General features: G+C 67.3%; 13 protein-coding genes and 1 pseudogene. 3 read left to right on the top strand and 11 right to left on the bottom strand.

What is annotated here, in order from left to right:
* Positions 1–3: 3 nt before the first annotated feature.
* On the bottom strand, positions 4–231 hold the full coding sequence (locus MFF01_RS11055) for a DUF4170 domain-containing protein (protein WP_238225282.1): 228 nt from the start codon (positions 229–231) through the stop codon (positions 4–6).
* A 124-nt stretch (positions 232–355) separates the two neighbouring features.
* Positions 356–2008, bottom strand: coding sequence for an exodeoxyribonuclease VII large subunit (gene xseA / locus MFF01_RS11060; RefSeq protein WP_238225291.1), 1653 nt, complete (start codon positions 2006–2008; stop codon positions 356–358).
* Between the two features lie 436 nt (positions 2009–2444).
* On the opposite strand from xseA, the gene purD reads away from it, so the two are divergent.
* A complete protein-coding gene (purD, locus tag MFF01_RS11065; RefSeq protein ID WP_238225293.1) occupies positions 2445–3728 on the top strand; it encodes a phosphoribosylamine--glycine ligase in 1284 nt (427 codons plus the stop codon).
* A 779-nt stretch (positions 3729–4507) separates the two neighbouring features.
* The gene (locus tag MFF01_RS11070; RefSeq protein ID WP_238225295.1) at positions 4508–5167 is read left to right on the top strand and encodes a hypothetical protein; all 660 of its coding nucleotides are present in this window, start codon (positions 4508–4510) and stop codon (positions 5165–5167) included.
* Between the two features lie 33 nt (positions 5168–5200).
* Here MFF01_RS11070 and MFF01_RS11075 read toward each other — a convergent pair whose 3' ends face one another.
* The 8 genes and pseudogenes from MFF01_RS11075 to MFF01_RS11110 form a co-directional block, all read right to left on the bottom strand.
* Positions 5201–6508, bottom strand: a complete 1308-nt coding sequence (locus tag MFF01_RS11075) for a hypothetical protein (RefSeq protein WP_238225297.1) — start codon at positions 6506–6508, stop codon at positions 5201–5203.
* Positions 6509–6703: 195 nt separating this feature from the next.
* Positions 6704–6796, bottom strand: a pseudogene (locus tag MFF01_RS22160) (hypothetical protein); the annotation flags it as partial.
* A 296-nt stretch (positions 6797–7092) separates the two neighbouring features.
* Positions 7093–8178, bottom strand: a complete 1086-nt coding sequence (locus tag MFF01_RS11085) for an AAA family ATPase (RefSeq protein ID WP_238225301.1) — start codon at positions 8176–8178, stop codon at positions 7093–7095.
* Positions 8175–10418 carry a TnsB C-terminal domain-containing protein gene (locus MFF01_RS11090; protein ID WP_238225303.1) on the bottom strand — a complete coding sequence of 748 codons (2244 nt, stop codon included), beginning with the start codon at positions 10416–10418 and terminating at the stop codon, positions 8175–8177. Before MFF01_RS11090 ends, MFF01_RS11085 begins: the two co-directional genes overlap by 4 nt.
* An 87-nt stretch (positions 10419–10505) precedes the next feature.
* On the bottom strand, positions 10506–11225 hold the full coding sequence (locus MFF01_RS11095) for a PDDEXK family nuclease (protein WP_238225305.1): 720 nt from the start codon (positions 11223–11225) through the stop codon (positions 10506–10508).
* 609 nt (positions 11226–11834) lie between these two features.
* Entirely contained in the window at positions 11835–12074 is a 240-nt protein-coding gene (locus tag MFF01_RS11100) for a hypothetical protein (RefSeq protein WP_238225307.1), read from the bottom strand.
* Positions 12067–13875 carry an AAA family ATPase gene (locus tag MFF01_RS11105; RefSeq protein ID WP_238225309.1) on the bottom strand — a complete coding sequence of 603 codons (1809 nt, stop codon included), beginning with the start codon at positions 13873–13875 and terminating at the stop codon, positions 12067–12069. Before MFF01_RS11105 ends, MFF01_RS11100 begins: the two co-directional genes overlap by 8 nt.
* Positions 13876–14298: 423 nt before the next feature.
* The gene (locus MFF01_RS11110; RefSeq protein WP_238225316.1) at positions 14299–14514 is read right to left on the bottom strand and encodes a hypothetical protein; all 216 of its coding nucleotides are present in this window, start codon (positions 14512–14514) and stop codon (positions 14299–14301) included.
* A gap of 521 nt (positions 14515–15035) precedes the next feature.
* On the opposite strand from MFF01_RS11110, the gene MFF01_RS11115 reads away from it, so the two are divergent.
* Entirely contained in the window at positions 15036–15728 is a 693-nt protein-coding gene (locus MFF01_RS11115) for a DNA-binding protein (protein ID WP_238225318.1), read from the top strand.
* 257 nt (positions 15729–15985) lie between these two features.
* Here the strand turns inward: MFF01_RS11115 and MFF01_RS11120 are convergent, their stop codons facing one another.
* Positions 15986–16879, bottom strand: coding sequence for a hypothetical protein (locus MFF01_RS11120; protein WP_238225319.1), 894 nt, complete (start codon positions 16877–16879; stop codon positions 15986–15988).
* Positions 16880–17165: the final 286 nt, after the last annotated feature.

The following is a 17165-nucleotide window of genomic DNA, read 5'->3' on the forward strand; positions in this document are numbered from 1 at the left end:
AGATCACGGCTCGAGCAGGCGGTGCAAGTGCACGATGAAGTAGCGGGTCTGGGCGCTGTCCACCGTGGATTGCGCCTTGGCCTTCCAGGCGGTCTGGGCCGAGGCGTAGTCGGGAAAGATGCCGACGATGTCGAGGCCCTTCACGTCGCGGAAGTTCACGCCGTCGAGGCTCTCGAGCTCGCCGCCGAAGACGAGGTGGAGCTTCTGGGCGCTGTCGATCGTGGTGGTCATCGCGGCTCCTTCGAACGTTGCGCGCACCCCCCGGTGCGAAGGGCGTGCCGCCGTTCGCAAACGCCGGGCCGTTCGTCAACCCGTGGGCGCGGCATGCCCGGTCGGCGCTGAAGATCGGCGCGCCTCATCCCTCGAACAGCGAACCCTGGACCACGGGCTTGACCGCCGACTTTCGCGGCGTGCGCCGGGGCCGGGCCGGGGCGGGCGGCGCGGCCCCCTCCCCGTCCGGCCCGGCATCGGCCGGCCCGACCCGGGCCGAGAGGACCCCGTCGGCGAATTCGAGGGTCAGGCGTTCGGCCGCCGTCGCGGCGGCGGCGGTGCGGATGGCCGCACCCGCATCGTCGCGCACGAGGGCGAAGCCCCGGGCGAGGATCGCGCGGTAGCTGAGGGAGCCCAGCAGGCTCCCGAGGGTCTCGAGGCGGTCGCGCCGCCGCTCCGTGAGGCGGGCGCCGGCCCGGTCGAGGCGGCCCTGGAGGGCCTCGAGGCGGACGCGGCTGCGCGCGCCCTCGGCGCCGGCTCGCGCCAGGGTGGCGTCCCGGGCAACGACGAGGCGACGGCCGAGATTGGCCAGGGCCTCGGCCCTGCGGCGGGTGCCGTGGCCGAGGGCGGCCGCCGGCCTGTCGCCGAGGCGGGCGAGGCGACCGCGGGCGTTGGCCAGCGCCAGGGTCGGCGGGTGGCGCACGAAGCGTTCCACGAGGCGCGAGACCCTGAGGCGATGGACGCGGGCATTGCCGGCGAGCGCCGGCCCGAGGCGGGCTTCCGCGAGGTCGAGGCGCTGGCGCTTGCCGGCCAGGAAGGCATCGACGCCCGGCATTGCCCGGACGAGGGCGCGCAGGTCGCTGCCCTCCCGGTCGAGCTTGCGCTCCACGGCCTCGCGCTGGCGCCGGCCGAGGTCGGCCACCTCGGCGAGGAGGTCGGCGCGCACCGGAACCGCCATCTCGGCCGCGCCCGTGGGGGTCGGCGCCCGCCGGTCGGAGACGAAATCGATGAGGGTGGTGTCGGTCTCGTGCCCCACCGCCGAGATCAGGGGAATCGTGGATTCGGCGGCGGCGCGCACCACCGTTTCCTCGTTGAAGGCCCACAGATCCTCAATGGAGCCGCCGCCGCGCGCCACCAGGAGCACGTCGGGGCGTGGGATCGCTCCGCCGGGAGGAAGGGCGTTGAAGCCCCGGATGGCGGCGGCGATCTCCTCGGCCGCCCCCTCCCCCTGGACCCGCACGGGCCAGACGAGGACCGGCCGGGGAAAGCGGTCGGCGAGGCGGTGCAGGATATCGCGGATCACCGCTCCCGTGGGCGAGGTCACGACCCCGACCACACGCGGCAGGTAGGGGATCGGCCGCTTGCGTTCGGGAGCGAACAGGCCCTCGGCGGCAAGCACCCTCTTGCGCTCTTCCAGCAGGGCCATCCAGGCGCCGATGCCGGCGGGCTCCAGGGTCTCGATGACGATCTGGTAGGAGGACTTGCCCGGAAACGTGGTGATCCGCCCCGTGGCGACGACCTCCAGCCCCTCCTGCGGCTTCTGGCGCAGGCGGGCGAAGGTCCCCTTCCACACCACGGCGTCGATGCGGGCGGTGCCGTCCTTGAGGGAAAAATAGGCATGGCCGGAGCCGTGCTGGCCGCGAAAGCCCGAGATTTCGCCGCGCAGGCGCACGTGACCGAACGCATCCTCGAGGGTGCGCTTCAGAGCCGAGGCGAGATCGCCCACGGACCATTCGGCAACGTTCGAAACCAGGGGAGCGCCGGCCTTTGCGGCGGGAGGCGGGGGAGGAACGGCCATGGCGGCGGACGCTAGTGAAGGCCGCCGGGCGGGTAAAGCTGCGCCGAGGTGACGCAGGCCGGTCGTTCTAGAGGAAAACCGAGAGAAGCAAGGCGACGCACATGGTGGGCAGGACGCCAACGGCGAGGGCCCAGTACCAGCCGGGTGCATTCTGAGAGCGCCGGTTGTCGTTCGATGCCCGCATGGGCATCCGGCCGTGCACCACATACTGCCCGGCGCTCACGCCCCGAAGCCTGGGCCGGGCCATCGAATACGGAAGGGATTTGCGACAGCCTGGCATGATCCCTTTCAAACAACGCTCCGGCCATTCGGTTCCCGCCAGCCGCAAAGAAATCCTCCGTCCCGGCGACGGAACGTGTTTCGTCCCAAGCAAAGCCGGGTGTGGCATCCGAATCCTTCTTTTCAAGAGCCTGCTTTTGGGGAAGAGCTTGAGCCTATGAACATCCTCCTCATCGGTTCCGGGGGGCGCGAACATGCCCTCGCCTCTGCCCTTGCCAAGAGCCCCCTGTGCGAGCGCTTGTTTTCCGCGCCGGGCAATCCCGGCACGGCGGCGTTCGGGCAGAACCGTCCGGACCTCGATGTGGCCGACCACGGGGCGGTTCTGAACTTCTGTGCGGAGCAGGCCATCGGCCTCGTGGTGATCGGGCCCGAAGTGCCGCTGGTGGCCGGCCTCGTGGACAGCCTCGCGGCGGCGGGGATCCGTGCCTTCGGGCCGACGAAGGCTGCAGCTCAGCTCGAGGGCTCGAAAGGCTTCACCAAGGATCTCTGCGCCGAGTACGGCATCCCCACGGCCGCCTTTGCGCGCTTCACAGATCGCGAGGCCGCTCTCGCCTATCTCGCGGACCGCGGCGCGCCCATCGTGGTGAAAGCCGACGGTCTCGCCGCCGGCAAGGGCGTGGTCGTCGCCGAGACCCTGGACCAAGCGCAGGTTGCGGTTCGGGCGATGTTGAGCGAACCCGGCGCCGAGATCGTCATCGAGGAATGCCTGTTCGGCGAAGAGGCGAGCTTCTTCGCCCTGTGCGACGGCACCCGCGCCGTGCCCGTGGGGACGGCCCAGGACCATAAGCGCGTGTTCGACGGGGATCGCGGTCCCAACACCGGCGGCATGGGGGCCTATTCTCCCGCCACGATCCTGACCCCCGCCCTCGAGCGCACGGTGATGGAGACCATCATCGCGCCGACCCTCGCCGGCATGCGCGCGCGCGGCACACCGTTCACCGGCATCCTCTATGCCGGCCTCATGCTCACGGCCGAGGGCCCCAAGCTCATCGAATACAACACCCGCTTCGGCGATCCGGAGGCCCAGGTGCTCATGCCGCGCCTCGCCGGGGACCTCGTCCCGGCCCTCCTGGCGGCCTGCGACGGCGACGTTTCGGGCATCGCGATCCCGTTCGACGAGAGCCGCGCGGCCCTGACCGTGGTGATGGCGGCGGCGGGTTATCCCGGCGCGGTGATGCGCGGCTCGGTGATTCGCGGCGTCGCCGAGGCCGAGGCGGACGAGAACGTGATCGTGTTCCAGGCCGGCACGCGGGCGGAGGACGGGAGGCTCCTCGCCGATGGCGGCCGGGTGCTCACGGTGACGGCCCTCGGCACGTCGATGATGGAAGCCCAGGCCCGCGCCTACGCGGCGATCGCCCGCATCGATTGGCCGGAGGGCTTCTGCCGCAGGGACATCGGTCGCCGTGCCGTCGCCCGCGAGGTGGCCGGCGGGGGCATCTAAGTGCATTTTACAAAAGTCTCGATTCCCGCTGATTCCCGCTCAGAGCATGGCGCCGCGGCGGAGAGTTTTGTGAGAGATACGAAGCCTCTCTCATGAAACGCTGGGGCCCGGCGGGGGGCCGCTTTGAGCAGGACGGCTCAGCGGGCGTTCTCCAAGGTACGCCGGGACGGCTTCGACGAGACGCCAGCGGCCGAGGGCCGGACCTCATTTCGGGGAACGCCCCCTCCCCGAACGCGCGAGTCCCATTATGGACAATGCGCCGGTCACGGCTGTTGAGGCTATGGCACCCTGACCGATTGGCCGGTGGCAAGGGGCGCGCCATCTTCGTCGCCCTCAAGCTCGAGACCTTCGAATCGGGATCCGGGGCCGAACGCGCACCCGGGGACAGCCGCCCGACATTCTGAGCAACACCTGGCGCAGTTCCAGCACGCGTCCCAGGTCATGTCCGGAATGGCGGACCGGTCGGGACATCGCCATCGCACAAACAGCGACACCCCGAGGATTTCTCCTCGGGGTGTCGCCTCGACTCGAGCGGCCAGGTGATCGGGGCTGGGGACGCTCAGGCCGAACCCGGAAGTCCCATGCACCGCGTCTCATAGTTCCGTTCTCCATCCTTAGGGAAAACCCCGGTTTCGTCGCATAGTTCTGGACGTGGCAGGGCCATAGTTCCGTTTCGCCATAGGCGTGATGCGGCAAAACCGAGGACCTCGGTTTGTGGCTTGCAAGCCTTGGGATGACATTCGAGCCGGCGCCCCGGGGCGTCGTGCGAGGATGGACCGATGGACTACGATCACGGAAGCAGGCCCAACCGGCGTCGGGCGGCCACCCTGCTGGATGCCTTGAAGGGCCGGCTGGTGGATGCGAGCGGCGCCGTCGAGCATTCCATGACGATGCAGGCGATGACCGCGTCACCGCATTGGCGGATCTCAAACGTGGCCGGCGTGCATGTCTACGAGGTCGCGCAGGGGTGGAACGCCGACGTGGCGTTCAAGAACCTTCCGTTTGGCGTGCCGGCGCTCATGGGCAACGCGGTCCCGGTGAGGTCACGGAAGGAGGCATTGGAGAGCGCCATCAGGCAGCTATCCCTTTGCGTCGAGCGCGAGAAGGTGCCCCTGGCCGGGAACGACAGCCCGATGCTGTACTTCGTAATCGACGACATCGAGATCCCGGTCGACCCCGACGAACTTCCGGAGACCCGGGCGAAGCTCGCCCGCGAGGGCTACACGGTCGAGAAGGCCGAGGGCCGTCTGGCGTATCTCCGGCACGTCATCTCGGGCGACGAGCCGCTCAACGCGGACAACGTCGCCGAGGCCGACCACGAGACGCGCACCCGCTTGGTCATCGCCTGCCACATCGCCATGGCGCTTGGCCGGACGCAGTTCTCGGTCGAAGACGGCACCTGGGCCGACTTCATGCCGACCGCCCCCGGCATGATGTAGTCGGCCCGTCCGGCATCGTCAGCGCCCCAACGGTCAGGCGATGCCCGGCCACCCGGTGCCGAGGACTTCGGAGCGCGCGAAGATCCAGGCCTTGGCAGTATCAACGTCGAAGGCAGCCTTCCGTCCGGCCTGCCTGAGGATGCGCAGCGCCATACGCGCCGGGACGTCCATGACCTTGCCGACCTCGGCGACGGTCACGTACCTGTCCCGGAAGGCATCCACGCTCTCGCGGGTGACGACCGGGATGCGACGGCGGTTCCGTGGGCAGAATTCCTCCACCACGGACAGTTGCCCCGTTGCGATGAGGGCGGCCACAACCTCCGTCCGCAATCCCGGAACGACCGACCCAACCTCGTTCTTCTGGAGTCCGGCCTTCGGCGCCTCGGTTCGCATCACGCGCATGACCTCGTCCGCATCCACGAGCAGGTCCGTGAAGCGGCGACCTCCGCGCAGGGAACCCTTCCAGGCAAGCTTCCCGCCAACGATGGCGTCGAACAGGTCGCCGATGTTCGCGGCTGCGCTCGCCCGTGCCGCGCCGAGCGGGACTTGGCGGGCATTCGGCACCTCGATGTCCACCGCTCCGGTGAAGAGGTTTTCAATGAATGCGTCGATGTCGGCCGGACGGAAGCGGTTCTTGGCACGGGCGGCCTTGTCGGGACCAGCCAGGGTCGGGACGAGCCCTCGGGCGACGAGTTCGAGGAGATGCTTCCGGGTGATGCCGATGCGCCCCATCACCTCGGTGCTGCCGATCGATCCGGCATGATCCGCGATCAGGCTGGAAATCCTGTCGACGTCGACTGCGGCGCGGGAGCGACCCTTGGGCTCCGCAAGGTCGGACGACGGTCCGAGGCCACGGCGCGCCATCAACTTCCTCATGGTCGGCCACGTCGTGTTGGACGCCACCGCTGCCGAGAAGACGGTATGCACGCGCTTCCGGTCCAAGATCTCGCCCAGCACCTTGATCCCGGCTTCCAGGGGAAGGTGGGCGAACGCGTGCTCCCGGACCACGTCCCTGATCGGCTTGAAGGCCGGGTCCGTCACGCTACGCCCGAGGCTCAGGATCAGGTATCCGTACGTCTCCTTCAGGCCGATGCGACCGCGGTCTCGGGCCCGCCCGACCAGGGTGGTGAGAAACCCATGCACGCTCTCCCTACCGCCGGACGCGATGCGAAATCCTTCCAGGGAGGCATCGGACCAGTCCTTGAGGGTGAGCCCCCGCATGGACACGCCCGCATCGTGGAGTGCGGAGACGCCGAGGCCCTCGCAGGTGGAGATGGCGGCATGCACGGGCATGGCATCGAGCCATGACGTATCGCCGTCCCGGCACGCCAGGCGACGCATCACCCATTCCTCGAAGGGGTTGGGTCCCGCGGGAACGGACTCCGACCTCAGGCGAGCGAGGTGAGGCAGGATCTCGGCAGACACAGTTCGGGAGAAATCCAGGACCTGCCCGGGCTCGGTGCGATTGCTTTGCTCCAGGAAGACACCGTGCTCACGGCAGGAGCGGATCTGTTCGACGAGCCATTCGAGGCGCAGCCAGGGACGTGCCGCCATCGGGATATCGGAAGGACCGGCTTCGAGATCCGCCGCGATGCAGTGGGGGCAGTACCGGAAGAACCTCGTGTGGATGCCGCCATGGACGAGCCTCTGGCCTCAGAGCTCGGCATCCAGTCGCCCGCGGAGGCGTGGGGTGGCCAGGGCCATCGCCCTTTCCTGGTCATCGTCGAGTCCTGCGAACTTCGCCACGACCCGTACGGCGGTGTCGGAGCCGGCATTGATCGCCTGCGCCGAGAGACCGTAGGCGAACGCCAGGTCCCAGAGCTGCATGCCGTTCAAGGCCGCCAGCCTTGATGCGTACCCTCCGGAAGTCTCCCGAGGCCGGGGTGGCCGGCGCCATTCGAGAAGGGCGATGTCCATCCCGGCCGTCATGCGTTGGCTTCCTCGCCCCCGTCCGGTCCCCCGCGCTTCTCGGCATCGAGGAAGGCCCCAGGTTCGAGGCCTTGCCAGCCGTCCACCATGAAGATGTTCATCCGGTTGTCGTCGCGGGCACGGGAGCTGTTGGCGTAGGCAAGTGCGAAGTGGCCGCGGAGCAGTTCCGTCTGGGGCTTCTTTGCGCGGAGCGCCTGGTGAATGGCCGCGACGACGAGTTGGCAGATACGGCCGTACCGGTAGTTGGCCGCGCGGGCGATGCGCTCCGGCATGTCGGTTTCCGGCATTGAACCGAGGCCGAGGCCGGCCGCTTCCGACAACTTGTTCAGGATGTCGGTCACCAGCTCGCGCTGCGTTTGGATGTCCACGTCCGGGAAATGCACCCATCGGCTGCGACGCTCGAACTGCTCGTCCTTCTGCGCCAGGACCTTGATGCAAGGCAATCCGGAAAGGACGAAGGCGATGGGCCAGGGCGTCGAGATGGACACGCCCTTGATTGCGTCGGCGAGTTGCTGGCCGTCATTGGCGGAGCCACTACCGCCGATGAGGTGCTGGACCTCGTCGATGTGGACGAGGACGACGCGTCGCTTCCTGAGGGCTGCGGGCATTGCGCTCCATGCATCGCCTTGACCCGTCTTGGCGTTGATGGGGTGGCCGGAGGCGGTGATGATCTGCAGGGCTGCGATCCGAGGCAGGATGTAACCCGCCAGCTTGATGGAGACGTAGGGGCGAATGACGCCGAAGGAGGCCTTGCGCGGCTGGAGCGAAGGATGCCCCGCCAGCACGCGCGCGATTGCCTCGGTCTTGCCCGCCCCGCTCTCGCCGGTGACGAAGAAGATGTTGGCCTCCTTCCGCTGACCGTCCCGGGTCGCGAGGGTATCCTCCATGAAGGTGTCGAACGCCTCCTTGAGGATCTTGTCGCGGCGCCGGTCGACGTAGACGGAGTATACCTTGTCCATGCGGGCCATGATGTCCTGGCTCTTCAGGGGCATGTCCGCCCGGAGGGAGCGCAGGTAGGCCTCGTCGTCGTCCATGAGGACGTCGGGAAAGGCCGATTCGGCGAGCGCGGCGTCGTAGGTCATTCGAGGTCTCCGAAGTCGTCGTCGGTGGGATCCATCAGGTCTTCGGCGCCGGGGACGACGTCGATGACCAGTCGGGTGGGCCGGCGACCGCCGGGCGGCGTGGCGATGGATGTGCCGAACCGGTCAGGGGCGTCGTCTCCGTTCGCGGCGGGTCCGGAGGGAGCCGGCCGCGTCGAGGTCACCTGCGCGCCCTTGCGCTCGACGAACTTGAGCATCCGGTTGAGCTGGTCTTCCGAGACGATGTCGGACGGGACGCCTGCGCGACGGCGGGCGTCGTCGGCCTCCTTCATCAGGTCCCGGATCGCGGTGAGCCTGAAGGCATTGCCGGCGAGGCGTTCCTGCTTGGCGAAGCGGAGCATGGCCCGGTTCTCGCGCAGGTATTCCGCCAGGGGGACGCCATCGAGGTCGGGCGCCTTGAACACGAGGTACGCGCCGGCGCCGGGGAAGTGCGACCTGGCATCGGGGGGGACCCGCACCAGGATGCTGCCCATGTCGTTCGGGTCGGTGACGATGCCGATGCGCCGGTCGCCGATCAGGGCCCGCAGTGTTCCCATGTCCGGGTGCTTGTAGGGCGTGTGGAGATAGGTGACGCCGTCGGCGGCGAGCGTCCGGTTGGGGACCGCCAGGCCGAAGGCGAGGTGCCTGTTGATGTAGTCCGGTGGCGGGTCGAGCTCGTTCTTCGCACGCCTCCATGCCTCGTAGGGCCGCATGCCGCCCAGGCCGGAATGGGGTGTGTGGTGGTAGATGTCGACGAGGTACCGCACGAGGCGGAGATGGACGTCCTCGGCGAGGAGGCTGGCGAGTTCCTGCGACTGGTACTCGCCACGTTCCACCACGTTGGAGAAGCACTGGCCGGTGAACATCCGGCACAGGGTCTTCAGGTTGCGGAAGAACGACTCGATGGTGCCGCGCGAGCGCGGGTCGCCTCCGGGGAGGCGGTGCTCGACCCGCATCTTGCCAAGGCAGGTATGGAAATCCCCGCGGAACGCCGGGCCGCCATCGGTGGCGATCTCAAGCGGCCGGGCCGTCATCGGCCAATCGCTCTTGGCGCCGGCCAGCAGCGCCAAGGGGTTCTTGTCGACGACGATGCTGCGGAGCGCGGACCTCGATCCGGCGGCGGACGGTGCGAACGGGGTCACGTGCAGGCCGACGATGCACTTGGTCACGACGTCGATGGCGACCGTGACCGTGCACCGGACGGTGACGCGGTTCTTCTGGAGCCGTCGGGCCTCGTCCTTCGCCTTCCGGCCGAGGCCCTCGCGGACCTTCTTGTTCTTCAGGACGACGAACAGGTCCATCTCCCAGTCGTCCATCTCGACGCGGTCCATGCGCTCCAGCGGCGTGAGGCCGTCGAGGGAGTCGAGTCCCTTGCCGATGGGGGCGTACTTCAGGAAGGTGCGCTTCTCGCCGAGATGGGCCATGTCGACGAGGATGGGCTGCAGCTTCTTGATCCGTCGCCGGATGGCCGGCTCGCTGACCGAGGCCTGGCTCTCGGGCGAGAGCGAGCGGTTGAGGATGAGCAGGTCGGCCTCGACCCTGCCGTAGACATCCGCCGGCTTGAGGCGGGCACCCGTGGCGTATCCCCGAACGTGCTTCTCGACGATGCCCCGGACCCGGGGGTCCAGCTGATTTCGGTTCCCGCTCTTGTCGTAGTTCGGCCGGAACACGCCCGGTTCGTCCTCGCCCGCATCGAGGAGCGCGAGCCATCCGCGGAGCGTTGTGGAGCCGGGATAGTCGTAGGGCTTGCGACGAAGGCCGGGGATGTTCTTGCCGGGCGGGCGCGCCTTGCCGAAGGTGTCGACGAACCATTGGTGCATGGCCTCCCGCTCCGCGGCGATGAAGGCCGCGAGATCGTCGGGGGTCTTATTCCTGCGCACCTCGTGGCCGGCGAGGCCCTTCTGGGCGTGCCGGAACCGGGTGCACCACTCGACCTTCCAGGCGATGGTGCGCAGTTGCTCGTCCGTCAGGTCCGACAGGTCCGAGAGGTCGGTCCCGTCCGCGCGCTTGCGGAGAAGCTGGTAGGCCAGGGAGTAGTAGCCCTCCTCGATGCGGATGAGCTTGCTGGCATTGAGGTGCGTGAACTCCTCGTCGCTGAGCGGCTTGAGGATCGTGTCCAGCACGGCATCGTTGACGACTTGGCGCAGTAGATTGACGCGACCCTTCCTGCCTTCAGGCCGAAAATGCACACCGTCGATGGTTACCCGGTCGTGACGTCCGAGCTTGTATGGTTGAATGGACATGAATGATCTCCATCGCCACTTCGGCGGGAAGGTCTCGACTGAGGTCACCTTCCCGCCTGGAGTTGGCGTTCCGATTAAGAGGGATGGTTATTGTTCTGGGGTGGTTCCGGTCGCTGCCCGGTTCTCCAGCGGCAGGTCGAGGGTGATCCTCTTGCCGCGCGGGTTCATCAGGATGCCGGATTGGAGGAGGGCCACCGCGGCCCTGACCCCTCGTTGTCCGATGCCGGTCGCGAGGGCGACCTGTCGAAGGCTCGTCGCCGGGCCGAGGCGGGCGAGCGCCTTGCGGACCGCATCCATGGCGGGGTGGTCGTGATCGCGACCGCACCGAAGGATGAGGCGCCCGTTCAGCACCGCGACGGGGTCCAGCGTCTCGTAGGTGACGGCGCGATAATCATGGGCGAACTCGACCCCGTGCTGGGCACAGATCGCCTGGATGATCTCGACCGTCTCGTCCGAGTGCAGGGCCTTGGTCGATTGCCGGACCGCGAAGGCCGCCTTCACGCCGCCGACCCAATCGACGAGGATGTCGAAGGTGTAGATGCGCGGGACGCCGTTGAGGCGATACCGGACCGACCGCTGCTCGCGGATGCGGAGGACCCCCGGGAGCGAGATCAGGACGGTCATGACCGCCCGCTCGACCTCGCTCTCGTAGAAGTAGACCGTGCCCCGGAAGGGATCGACGATGGTGCCGACGGAGGGGCCGCGCCACTTGGGGGTGGGGGTGCGGTCCGGGTCCGTTTCCGAACAGTCGTAGCCGACGAGCCCGGTGGCCGCTTGTACGGCTTGCCCGGTCTCTCCCTTTGGCAAGGGTCAGCCTGTCACCCTTTGGGGGCGACGACCGCTCCGGTCAGGCGCTCGGCGCGACGGTCGGCGAGGCGGGACGCGATGAGGCTGCTCTTGGACGACATGGGGACCTCCCTGGGATCGGGCATGGGACACCGCGCCCCGTGAAGGGGCGGGCCTTCGGATGATTGCGAAGGTTGGGACACCGCTGAGGGGCCCAGGGTCGGTTCCGGCGTGGAGGCATCGCTATGGAAGCGCCGCCGGGTCGGAGGGGATGAGCGTCCCCGCCGTTCGAGGGTGGCCTCCTCCTGTCGTCGTCAGGGGGGGCTTCAGAAAGGTCTGGGCTAGGTTCTTGGGAGGGTCGTTCGGGCGCGCCTGGCGCCGGTGCTCAGCGAGCGGTCGAGGCTATCGGTAATATCGAAAGCGTCGCGGCGCCGAGGCCGAGAGGGGCGTTTGCGAACTCGTTGATCATCGCGGCCTCCTCTGTCTGTGGCCGCCTGGCGGCCATCGCGCAAAACTCTGCGCAGGATCCTTTTAGCCCGGGATCTCCTAACGGAGGCTTACGGGCCAGGGTCGAAACGGTCGGCATTTCGCTATTTCCGATTCCGACCTCGATTGTTTTCGAAGACCGTTTCAGCGGGAGTCCTGCGACCCCCGGTCAGGAAACGTAATCACCTTCCCGGATCGATCAGCCCTGCGGAAGGCCTGCCTCCGCAGGGCCTGCCCCTCAGCCTTGCGCATGGCGGCGACCCCCATGGAGATCATGATCTCGCCGGCGAGGTGGTCGAACTCCTCCTCGTCTAGGGTACTGCGCATCCGAAGGATCCTCTTGAAGATCTCCGCGGTGAGTTCATCCAGATCGACCTTAGACATCGTGGCCTCCCAGGGTGACGCGAATGTCGCTCGGCGAGCCCGAGCCGATCACGCGCCGGACCTCGTCGCCGGGCATGATGCGGGCTTCCACGAGCCGCCGGGCCAGGGTCTCGATGGTCTCCCGCCGGGCCTCGACGAAGGCGACGGCGACCTTGAACAAACGGGTCAGGTCGCTCTCCACCCGACGCCTCAGATCGAGATCGTTCCGGAGGAAGTCCCGGGCCTCGCTTTCCGCTGCGAGATGCAGGAGCGTTCCGCCCAGGCCGAGGGAGCAGTGCATCGCGGCCAGCATCGTCGTGGCCATGCCGAGGTCGCTGGCATAGGCGCCGCCCGATCCCGAGTTGACCTCGCCGAAGACCTGGTCCCCGGCCCTGCCCGCGAGAATGGAGACCACGTAGGCTTCGACGAACCCCCGCGTCATGGTGGTGGCCTGGTTGAGCTTGGTCCTGGTCAGCCCGCCCTGGCCGGCAATCAGGACGTTAGACAAGGAGACGATCTCGCCGACGCCGAGCCCCAGAACTGCGACCGCGTGCGATGCCTCGTGATACGAGGCGGCGAGGATCTCTGCGTCGGAACGCGGATCGGGCGGTGCGATCTGGCGGATGAGGTCGTCGAGCTTCATGGCTCGCCCCGCATCCCGAGCCCGCCGCTGGGCTCCCGCCACCCAGGCGGTGGCCTGCGCGCCTGTCGCCCCGACGCCCAGGGTCGCCGGTACGGTCAGGTCGACGCCGTCGAGGGCATCGGGCCCGAGGTGCTGGCGCAGGATACCGGCCATGCCTGCGGCGTCCGGCTTCTCGATGGTGATGACCCGGCCGAGCCGGCCCGGTCGCAGCAGCGCCGGATCGATCAGCTCCGCGAAGTTGGTTGCACCGATGAGAATGATCTTGCCTCGGCTTCCGGAAATCGCCGCCTCAAAAGTCGTAAGACAGTAATTAATCAGCGGCATCCAGTAATCGCGGTTGCGAGAACCGAGATTGGCACGGTTAGGAATTGCGTCACATTCGTCCACGAACAGTAGAACGGGTGAAATCTGTTCTGCTGCCAGGAATACGCGGTCGATCTCCTTGATAATCTCGTTGAGATAGCCATTCGTTGACCCGAACCACCCGGCGACAGAAGTGTTGATCAGCGGAATGTTGAGTGTCTTTGCGATGCTTCTGACCAGCGTAGTCTTGCCTGTACCAGGTTCACCGGCGAAAAGTACGGATCGTTCGAGCGACTTCCACTCGCGTCTCCCTGCCTTCCACTCCGAAAAATCCTCGGCGAGCGTCCGGGCGTACTCGCCTGCACGCCCGTAGCCATGAATGTCCTTCAGGAGGGGTACGTCGGCGAGGGTTGGATCGATGGCGGCATTGGCCTTCGAGGCCGCGACGAGTCGGCGGACGCACGCCCCGGCGGACGTTCCCTTCCGCAGGCATGCGGCGAGGACGTCGAAGGAGAGGCCCTGGGCGATGGTCTTGGGCATGCGGCCGGCCCTGTTGCCGGTGATGCTGAGAATGGCCCGGCGAATGACCGCGTTCGAAGGGGTGCCGATCCTGATCCTCACGTCGGCGGCCGAGACCAGGGCCGATGGAAGGTAAAGGTCGGGTGCCTGCGAGATCCCGAGGACGCGGCCAGAGGCCCCGAGGAAGTCGGCCACCTCGGCATTTCCCTGGTCGGGCTTGTCGGAGTTGCGGGAACTTCCAGTTCTGAAGATGACGTGATTGAAGCGGGTCAGCTTCTCCGCCGCCATGCGCATCGCCGGCACCCAGTCCGCGCTCGGCACCTGGATCACGACCCCGGCCCCGCCGAAGCGCAGCATGCGCATGCGGTCCTGGTTCGTGACGACCTCGTTCAACGAATGCAGGGCGAGGTAGAAGCGCGAAGACCGGATCTCGGACTCCATCTGGTCGATTGGCGCCCGGTTGTCCGGGAGGTCGTTGAGGAAATCGTCGAAGCTGTCGGCAGAGGGCTTCAGCATCCCTGGGGCGAGCCTCGCCTTCAGGTCTCGCTTCGCCTTCGGGGCGGGGGTGGCCTTGGTAGCGGGGGCCTTGGCGGCGGACTTGGTGTTGGGCTTTGGGAAGTTCGTCATGGCTGCCTCCATTTCGAGGCAGCCGGGCTCAATCGAGCGCGCCGGTCAGGCCTCGTGGGGGTGTCGGGAAAGGGGTGCGCGGGTTGGTTTTCGTGGTTTCACCGGGAGTCTCCTGAGTGGGGGGCGTCGTGGTGGGAATGGTTTTCCCGGTCGTCAGAGCGACGGCTTGCCGGCCGCGGTCATGCGGTGATCAAGCGTAGCAAGGATGGCGTGCAGGGTGCCGGCGAGGCCATCCTCGTGGCGTGCGCCGACCTCGAACAGCCGTCGCACCACCCTGCCGAGCAGGGCGTCTGTGCTGACCGCGCGCGGAGGCGGGTCTTCGAACGAGGGGTAGGGCTTGAGAGGTCCGGTCGGGGTATCGGAAGACATGACGGTCGCCTCGGGACGGAGGCGAGCGGGCGCAGGTGCGCCGTTCAGGCCTCGTCGACGGAGTAGGGAAGCGGGTGGCTGCCCAGGAAGGGCGCGCGCGTCATGGCTATGAGGCGACGTTCGGTGTGCATGAACGCGTCCTCCTCAGGTTGGCTCATGGGCAGGGCCACAATGAGCTTCGGGCCACCCCCCTTGTGAGGGCGAGAACAACATAAGAACGCGCAAGTGTTCGGGCAAGCTTAAACTGATCGCCTAAAGCCATCAGAACGCCGGGCTGTGGATCCGGTGGACGCCGACCTGCACGGGACCGCCTGAAGGGATGCGACGGTTCGAGGCTTAGCTCGCATCGAAAGGGCCGGTCTCGCCCCGTCCGGATGGGGCTGGGAAACCCGGTCGAGGCGCATGAAATGCGACTCGCAGGAACGCGGAAAGCGGGATGCGCTTCCCTCCGTCCGCTTCCCTCGAATTAAGAAATCCTTGACCATGATTCCGCATGGTTCCCCCGAAGAGCGGGGGCCGGAATGCCATCTGAGAAGCAGGTCTGGCTGGCGGCCGACGAGGTCCACCAGACGGGGGAGAGGGTCACGCAGGATCGGGTGATCGCGGCCCTACAGAAGCGGGGACGGGGCGGGTCGACGCGTCAGGTCGGGCCGCACCTTCTGTCCTGGAAGGTTGCTCGGAACTACCGGCCCCGGCTGGAGGTGAAGGGGTTGCCGGAGCGTCTCCAGGGCGAGCTCGTCGGCTTCGTCGAGCGGGTCTGGGAGGTGGCTCTGGTCGAGGCCTCGCTCCGCTACGAGAACGACCGGCTGAAGGTCGAGATCGAGGGCCGGGCGGCGCGCGAGCTGATGGACGAGGCCTTCGTCAACACGCAGATCGCCGTCCGGGAGAACGAAACCCTGAAGTCACGCATGGCGGCGATGGAGGTCGAGACGGCGGCCTTACGCGAGCGGGTTAGCGACCTGGTGGCCGAGGAGTTCTGGGACCGGGTGATGCGCGAGATCGCAGACGTTCTCCCCGAGGGTGGCTGGGTGGCCGACAGGCAGGTGTTGAAGCTGCTGCCCCCGTCGCTCGCCCGGGAGGCCATCACACGCGGGGACGACCTGACACGGGGGCGCCTCAACAAGAAGATGGGCATCCGCGTGACGCACACGAAATACTTCGAGAGCGAGGACCGCGAGGACGGGAGCCGGTGGTACCGTCGCAGGGCTGGGTGACGGTGCACCATTCACGCCCCCCTTGGTTGATCGAGGTGACTAGGACAGCGTCAATCGGGACAAAGGATGAGCCGGTCCGCCGGCTTGCCGCGGTCGGACTACCGTGTGTTGGAGGAGGGAGCTCGAAGGGGGCTTCTCCAAGGGTAAGGCCACAGTGGCTCCCATCGGATTTCGTTGCGCGCCTGCGTCGCGACCGAGGCGGCGGCGACCCGGTGCGGAATGGATGACCGCTTCCTGCGCAAGGAGGGACGGACGTCTCATGACCGTCGTCGATGGCGTTCCCGGGGCACGTTCCGCGCTGGGCCGGGCGAGAACTTCGAGTCCAGTCCCTTGCGGGCCTCGGCGGCATCGGGGAAGGCCTCGACGATGAGGTCGACGGCGGTCGCCACGTAGGTCGCCCCGACCTCCAGCGCCAGTCGGATGTAAGACCGGTCCGTATCGTTCTCCAAGCCGCTGCCTCGCCCGTTCGCCTCAATGCGATAGAAAGACATCGGCAGCACGTGGGCATACTGCGACAGGAGGTTCCAAACCATGTGGAACGGTTCCTTATCGATTTCGAGCTCGTCGAGCAGTTCGTTTCGCGTAGGAATTGTCAGGGCATCGCCCTTCAGGAGCCGCTCCCTGACCCTGTGGTCGAGGCCCTGGAAGTAGGCGTTTCCCCGGAGCCGGTCACGAAGTCCTTCCGCCACATCGGCAAATTCCTTGACCTGAGCCTCGCTACTCGTTGCGCCTAGGATCTTGGACCTGCGGCAGCAATCGTTCAGGTGCATGAGATTGATCCGCGCGGACCATTCGTCCTGATCAGTCGGTGTCTTCAGCACGTAGTGGAGGAGGAGCAGTCCTTCCATGAGCGAGCGAGCGTGGCCTGCAACGGCGGTCAGGTCCCAGAAATCGGCGTCGGATCGGACCCATCTCGATTTCGGCGCCGCGCGTACGAGCGCGACGGCATTGGCGCAGATCCTCGTGAAGACGTGGGTGCCGTAACCATGGTGCGGCGCCGCTACCTGCTGGCCTATGGCCTGCCCGACCGCGAGAGCCTCGCACACGCATGCGTCGAACGCCTTCAAGGCGGCCCTGTACTCCTCCCGGGTCGTCGGCAGTGGCGAGGGGACGTCGGTCTCGGGTTCGTTGGTCACGGTGCCTTCGTCCATCGGTGATCCGTTCGGGTGATGCCTTGGTTCGCGGCCCAGTTTTTCACGGTGCACTGTCTCTCGATCCCGGTGATGTGCACCGAATCGACTGGATCGCGTCAGGCCGCAACATGCGTGGTGTTGGGCCGATACGACAACGCGGCAATGCCTTTGCCATCCCATCGCCCGCCTCCATTCCGATGGGTCGGCGACGGCCTTTGACACTTTCCCGGCCCGGCGGCACTCTAGGTCAGCCAGCAGCCGATGCGGCCCCTCTGTCCCTCCATGGGCAAGCGTCCTCGGCATC

It is taken from the genome of Methylobacterium adhaesivum (genome assembly GCF_022179065.1).
Classification (GTDB): domain Bacteria; phylum Pseudomonadota; class Alphaproteobacteria; order Rhizobiales; family Beijerinckiaceae; genus Methylobacterium; species Methylobacterium adhaesivum.

Coding starts and splice junctions, on each gene's coding strand:
- MFF01_RS11120 (WP_238225319.1), bottom strand. CDS start 16,879: ATGGACGAAGGCACCGTGACCAACGAACCCGAGACCGACGTCCCCTCG.
- MFF01_RS11075 (WP_238225297.1), bottom strand. CDS start 6,508: ATGCGTCGCCTGGCGTGCCGGGACGGCGATACGTCATGGCTCGATGCC.
- xseA (WP_238225291.1), bottom strand. CDS start 2,008: ATGGCCGTTCCTCCCCCGCCTCCCGCCGCAAAGGCCGGCGCTCCCCTG.
- MFF01_RS11100 (WP_238225307.1), bottom strand. CDS start 12,074: ATGTCTAAGGTCGATCTGGATGAACTCACCGCGGAGATCTTCAAGAGG.
- MFF01_RS11110 (WP_238225316.1), bottom strand. CDS start 14,514: ATGTCTTCCGATACCCCGACCGGACCTCTCAAGCCCTACCCCTCGTTC.
- MFF01_RS11105 (WP_238225309.1), bottom strand. CDS start 13,875: ATGCTGCGCTTCGGCGGGGCCGGGGTCGTGATCCAGGTGCCGAGCGCG.
- MFF01_RS11115 (WP_238225318.1), top strand. CDS start 15,036: ATGCCATCTGAGAAGCAGGTCTGGCTGGCGGCCGACGAGGTCCACCAG.
- MFF01_RS11090 (WP_238225303.1), bottom strand. CDS start 10,418: ATGTCCATTCAACCATACAAGCTCGGACGTCACGACCGGGTAACCATC.
- MFF01_RS11055 (WP_238225282.1), bottom strand. CDS start 231: ATGACCACCACGATCGACAGCGCCCAGAAGCTCCACCTCGTCTTCGGC.
- purD (WP_238225293.1), top strand. CDS start 2,445: ATGAACATCCTCCTCATCGGTTCCGGGGGGCGCGAACATGCCCTCGCC.
- MFF01_RS11070 (WP_238225295.1), top strand. CDS start 4,508: ATGGACTACGATCACGGAAGCAGGCCCAACCGGCGTCGGGCGGCCACC.
- MFF01_RS11085 (WP_238225301.1), bottom strand. CDS start 8,178: ATGACCTACGACGCCGCGCTCGCCGAATCGGCCTTTCCCGACGTCCTC.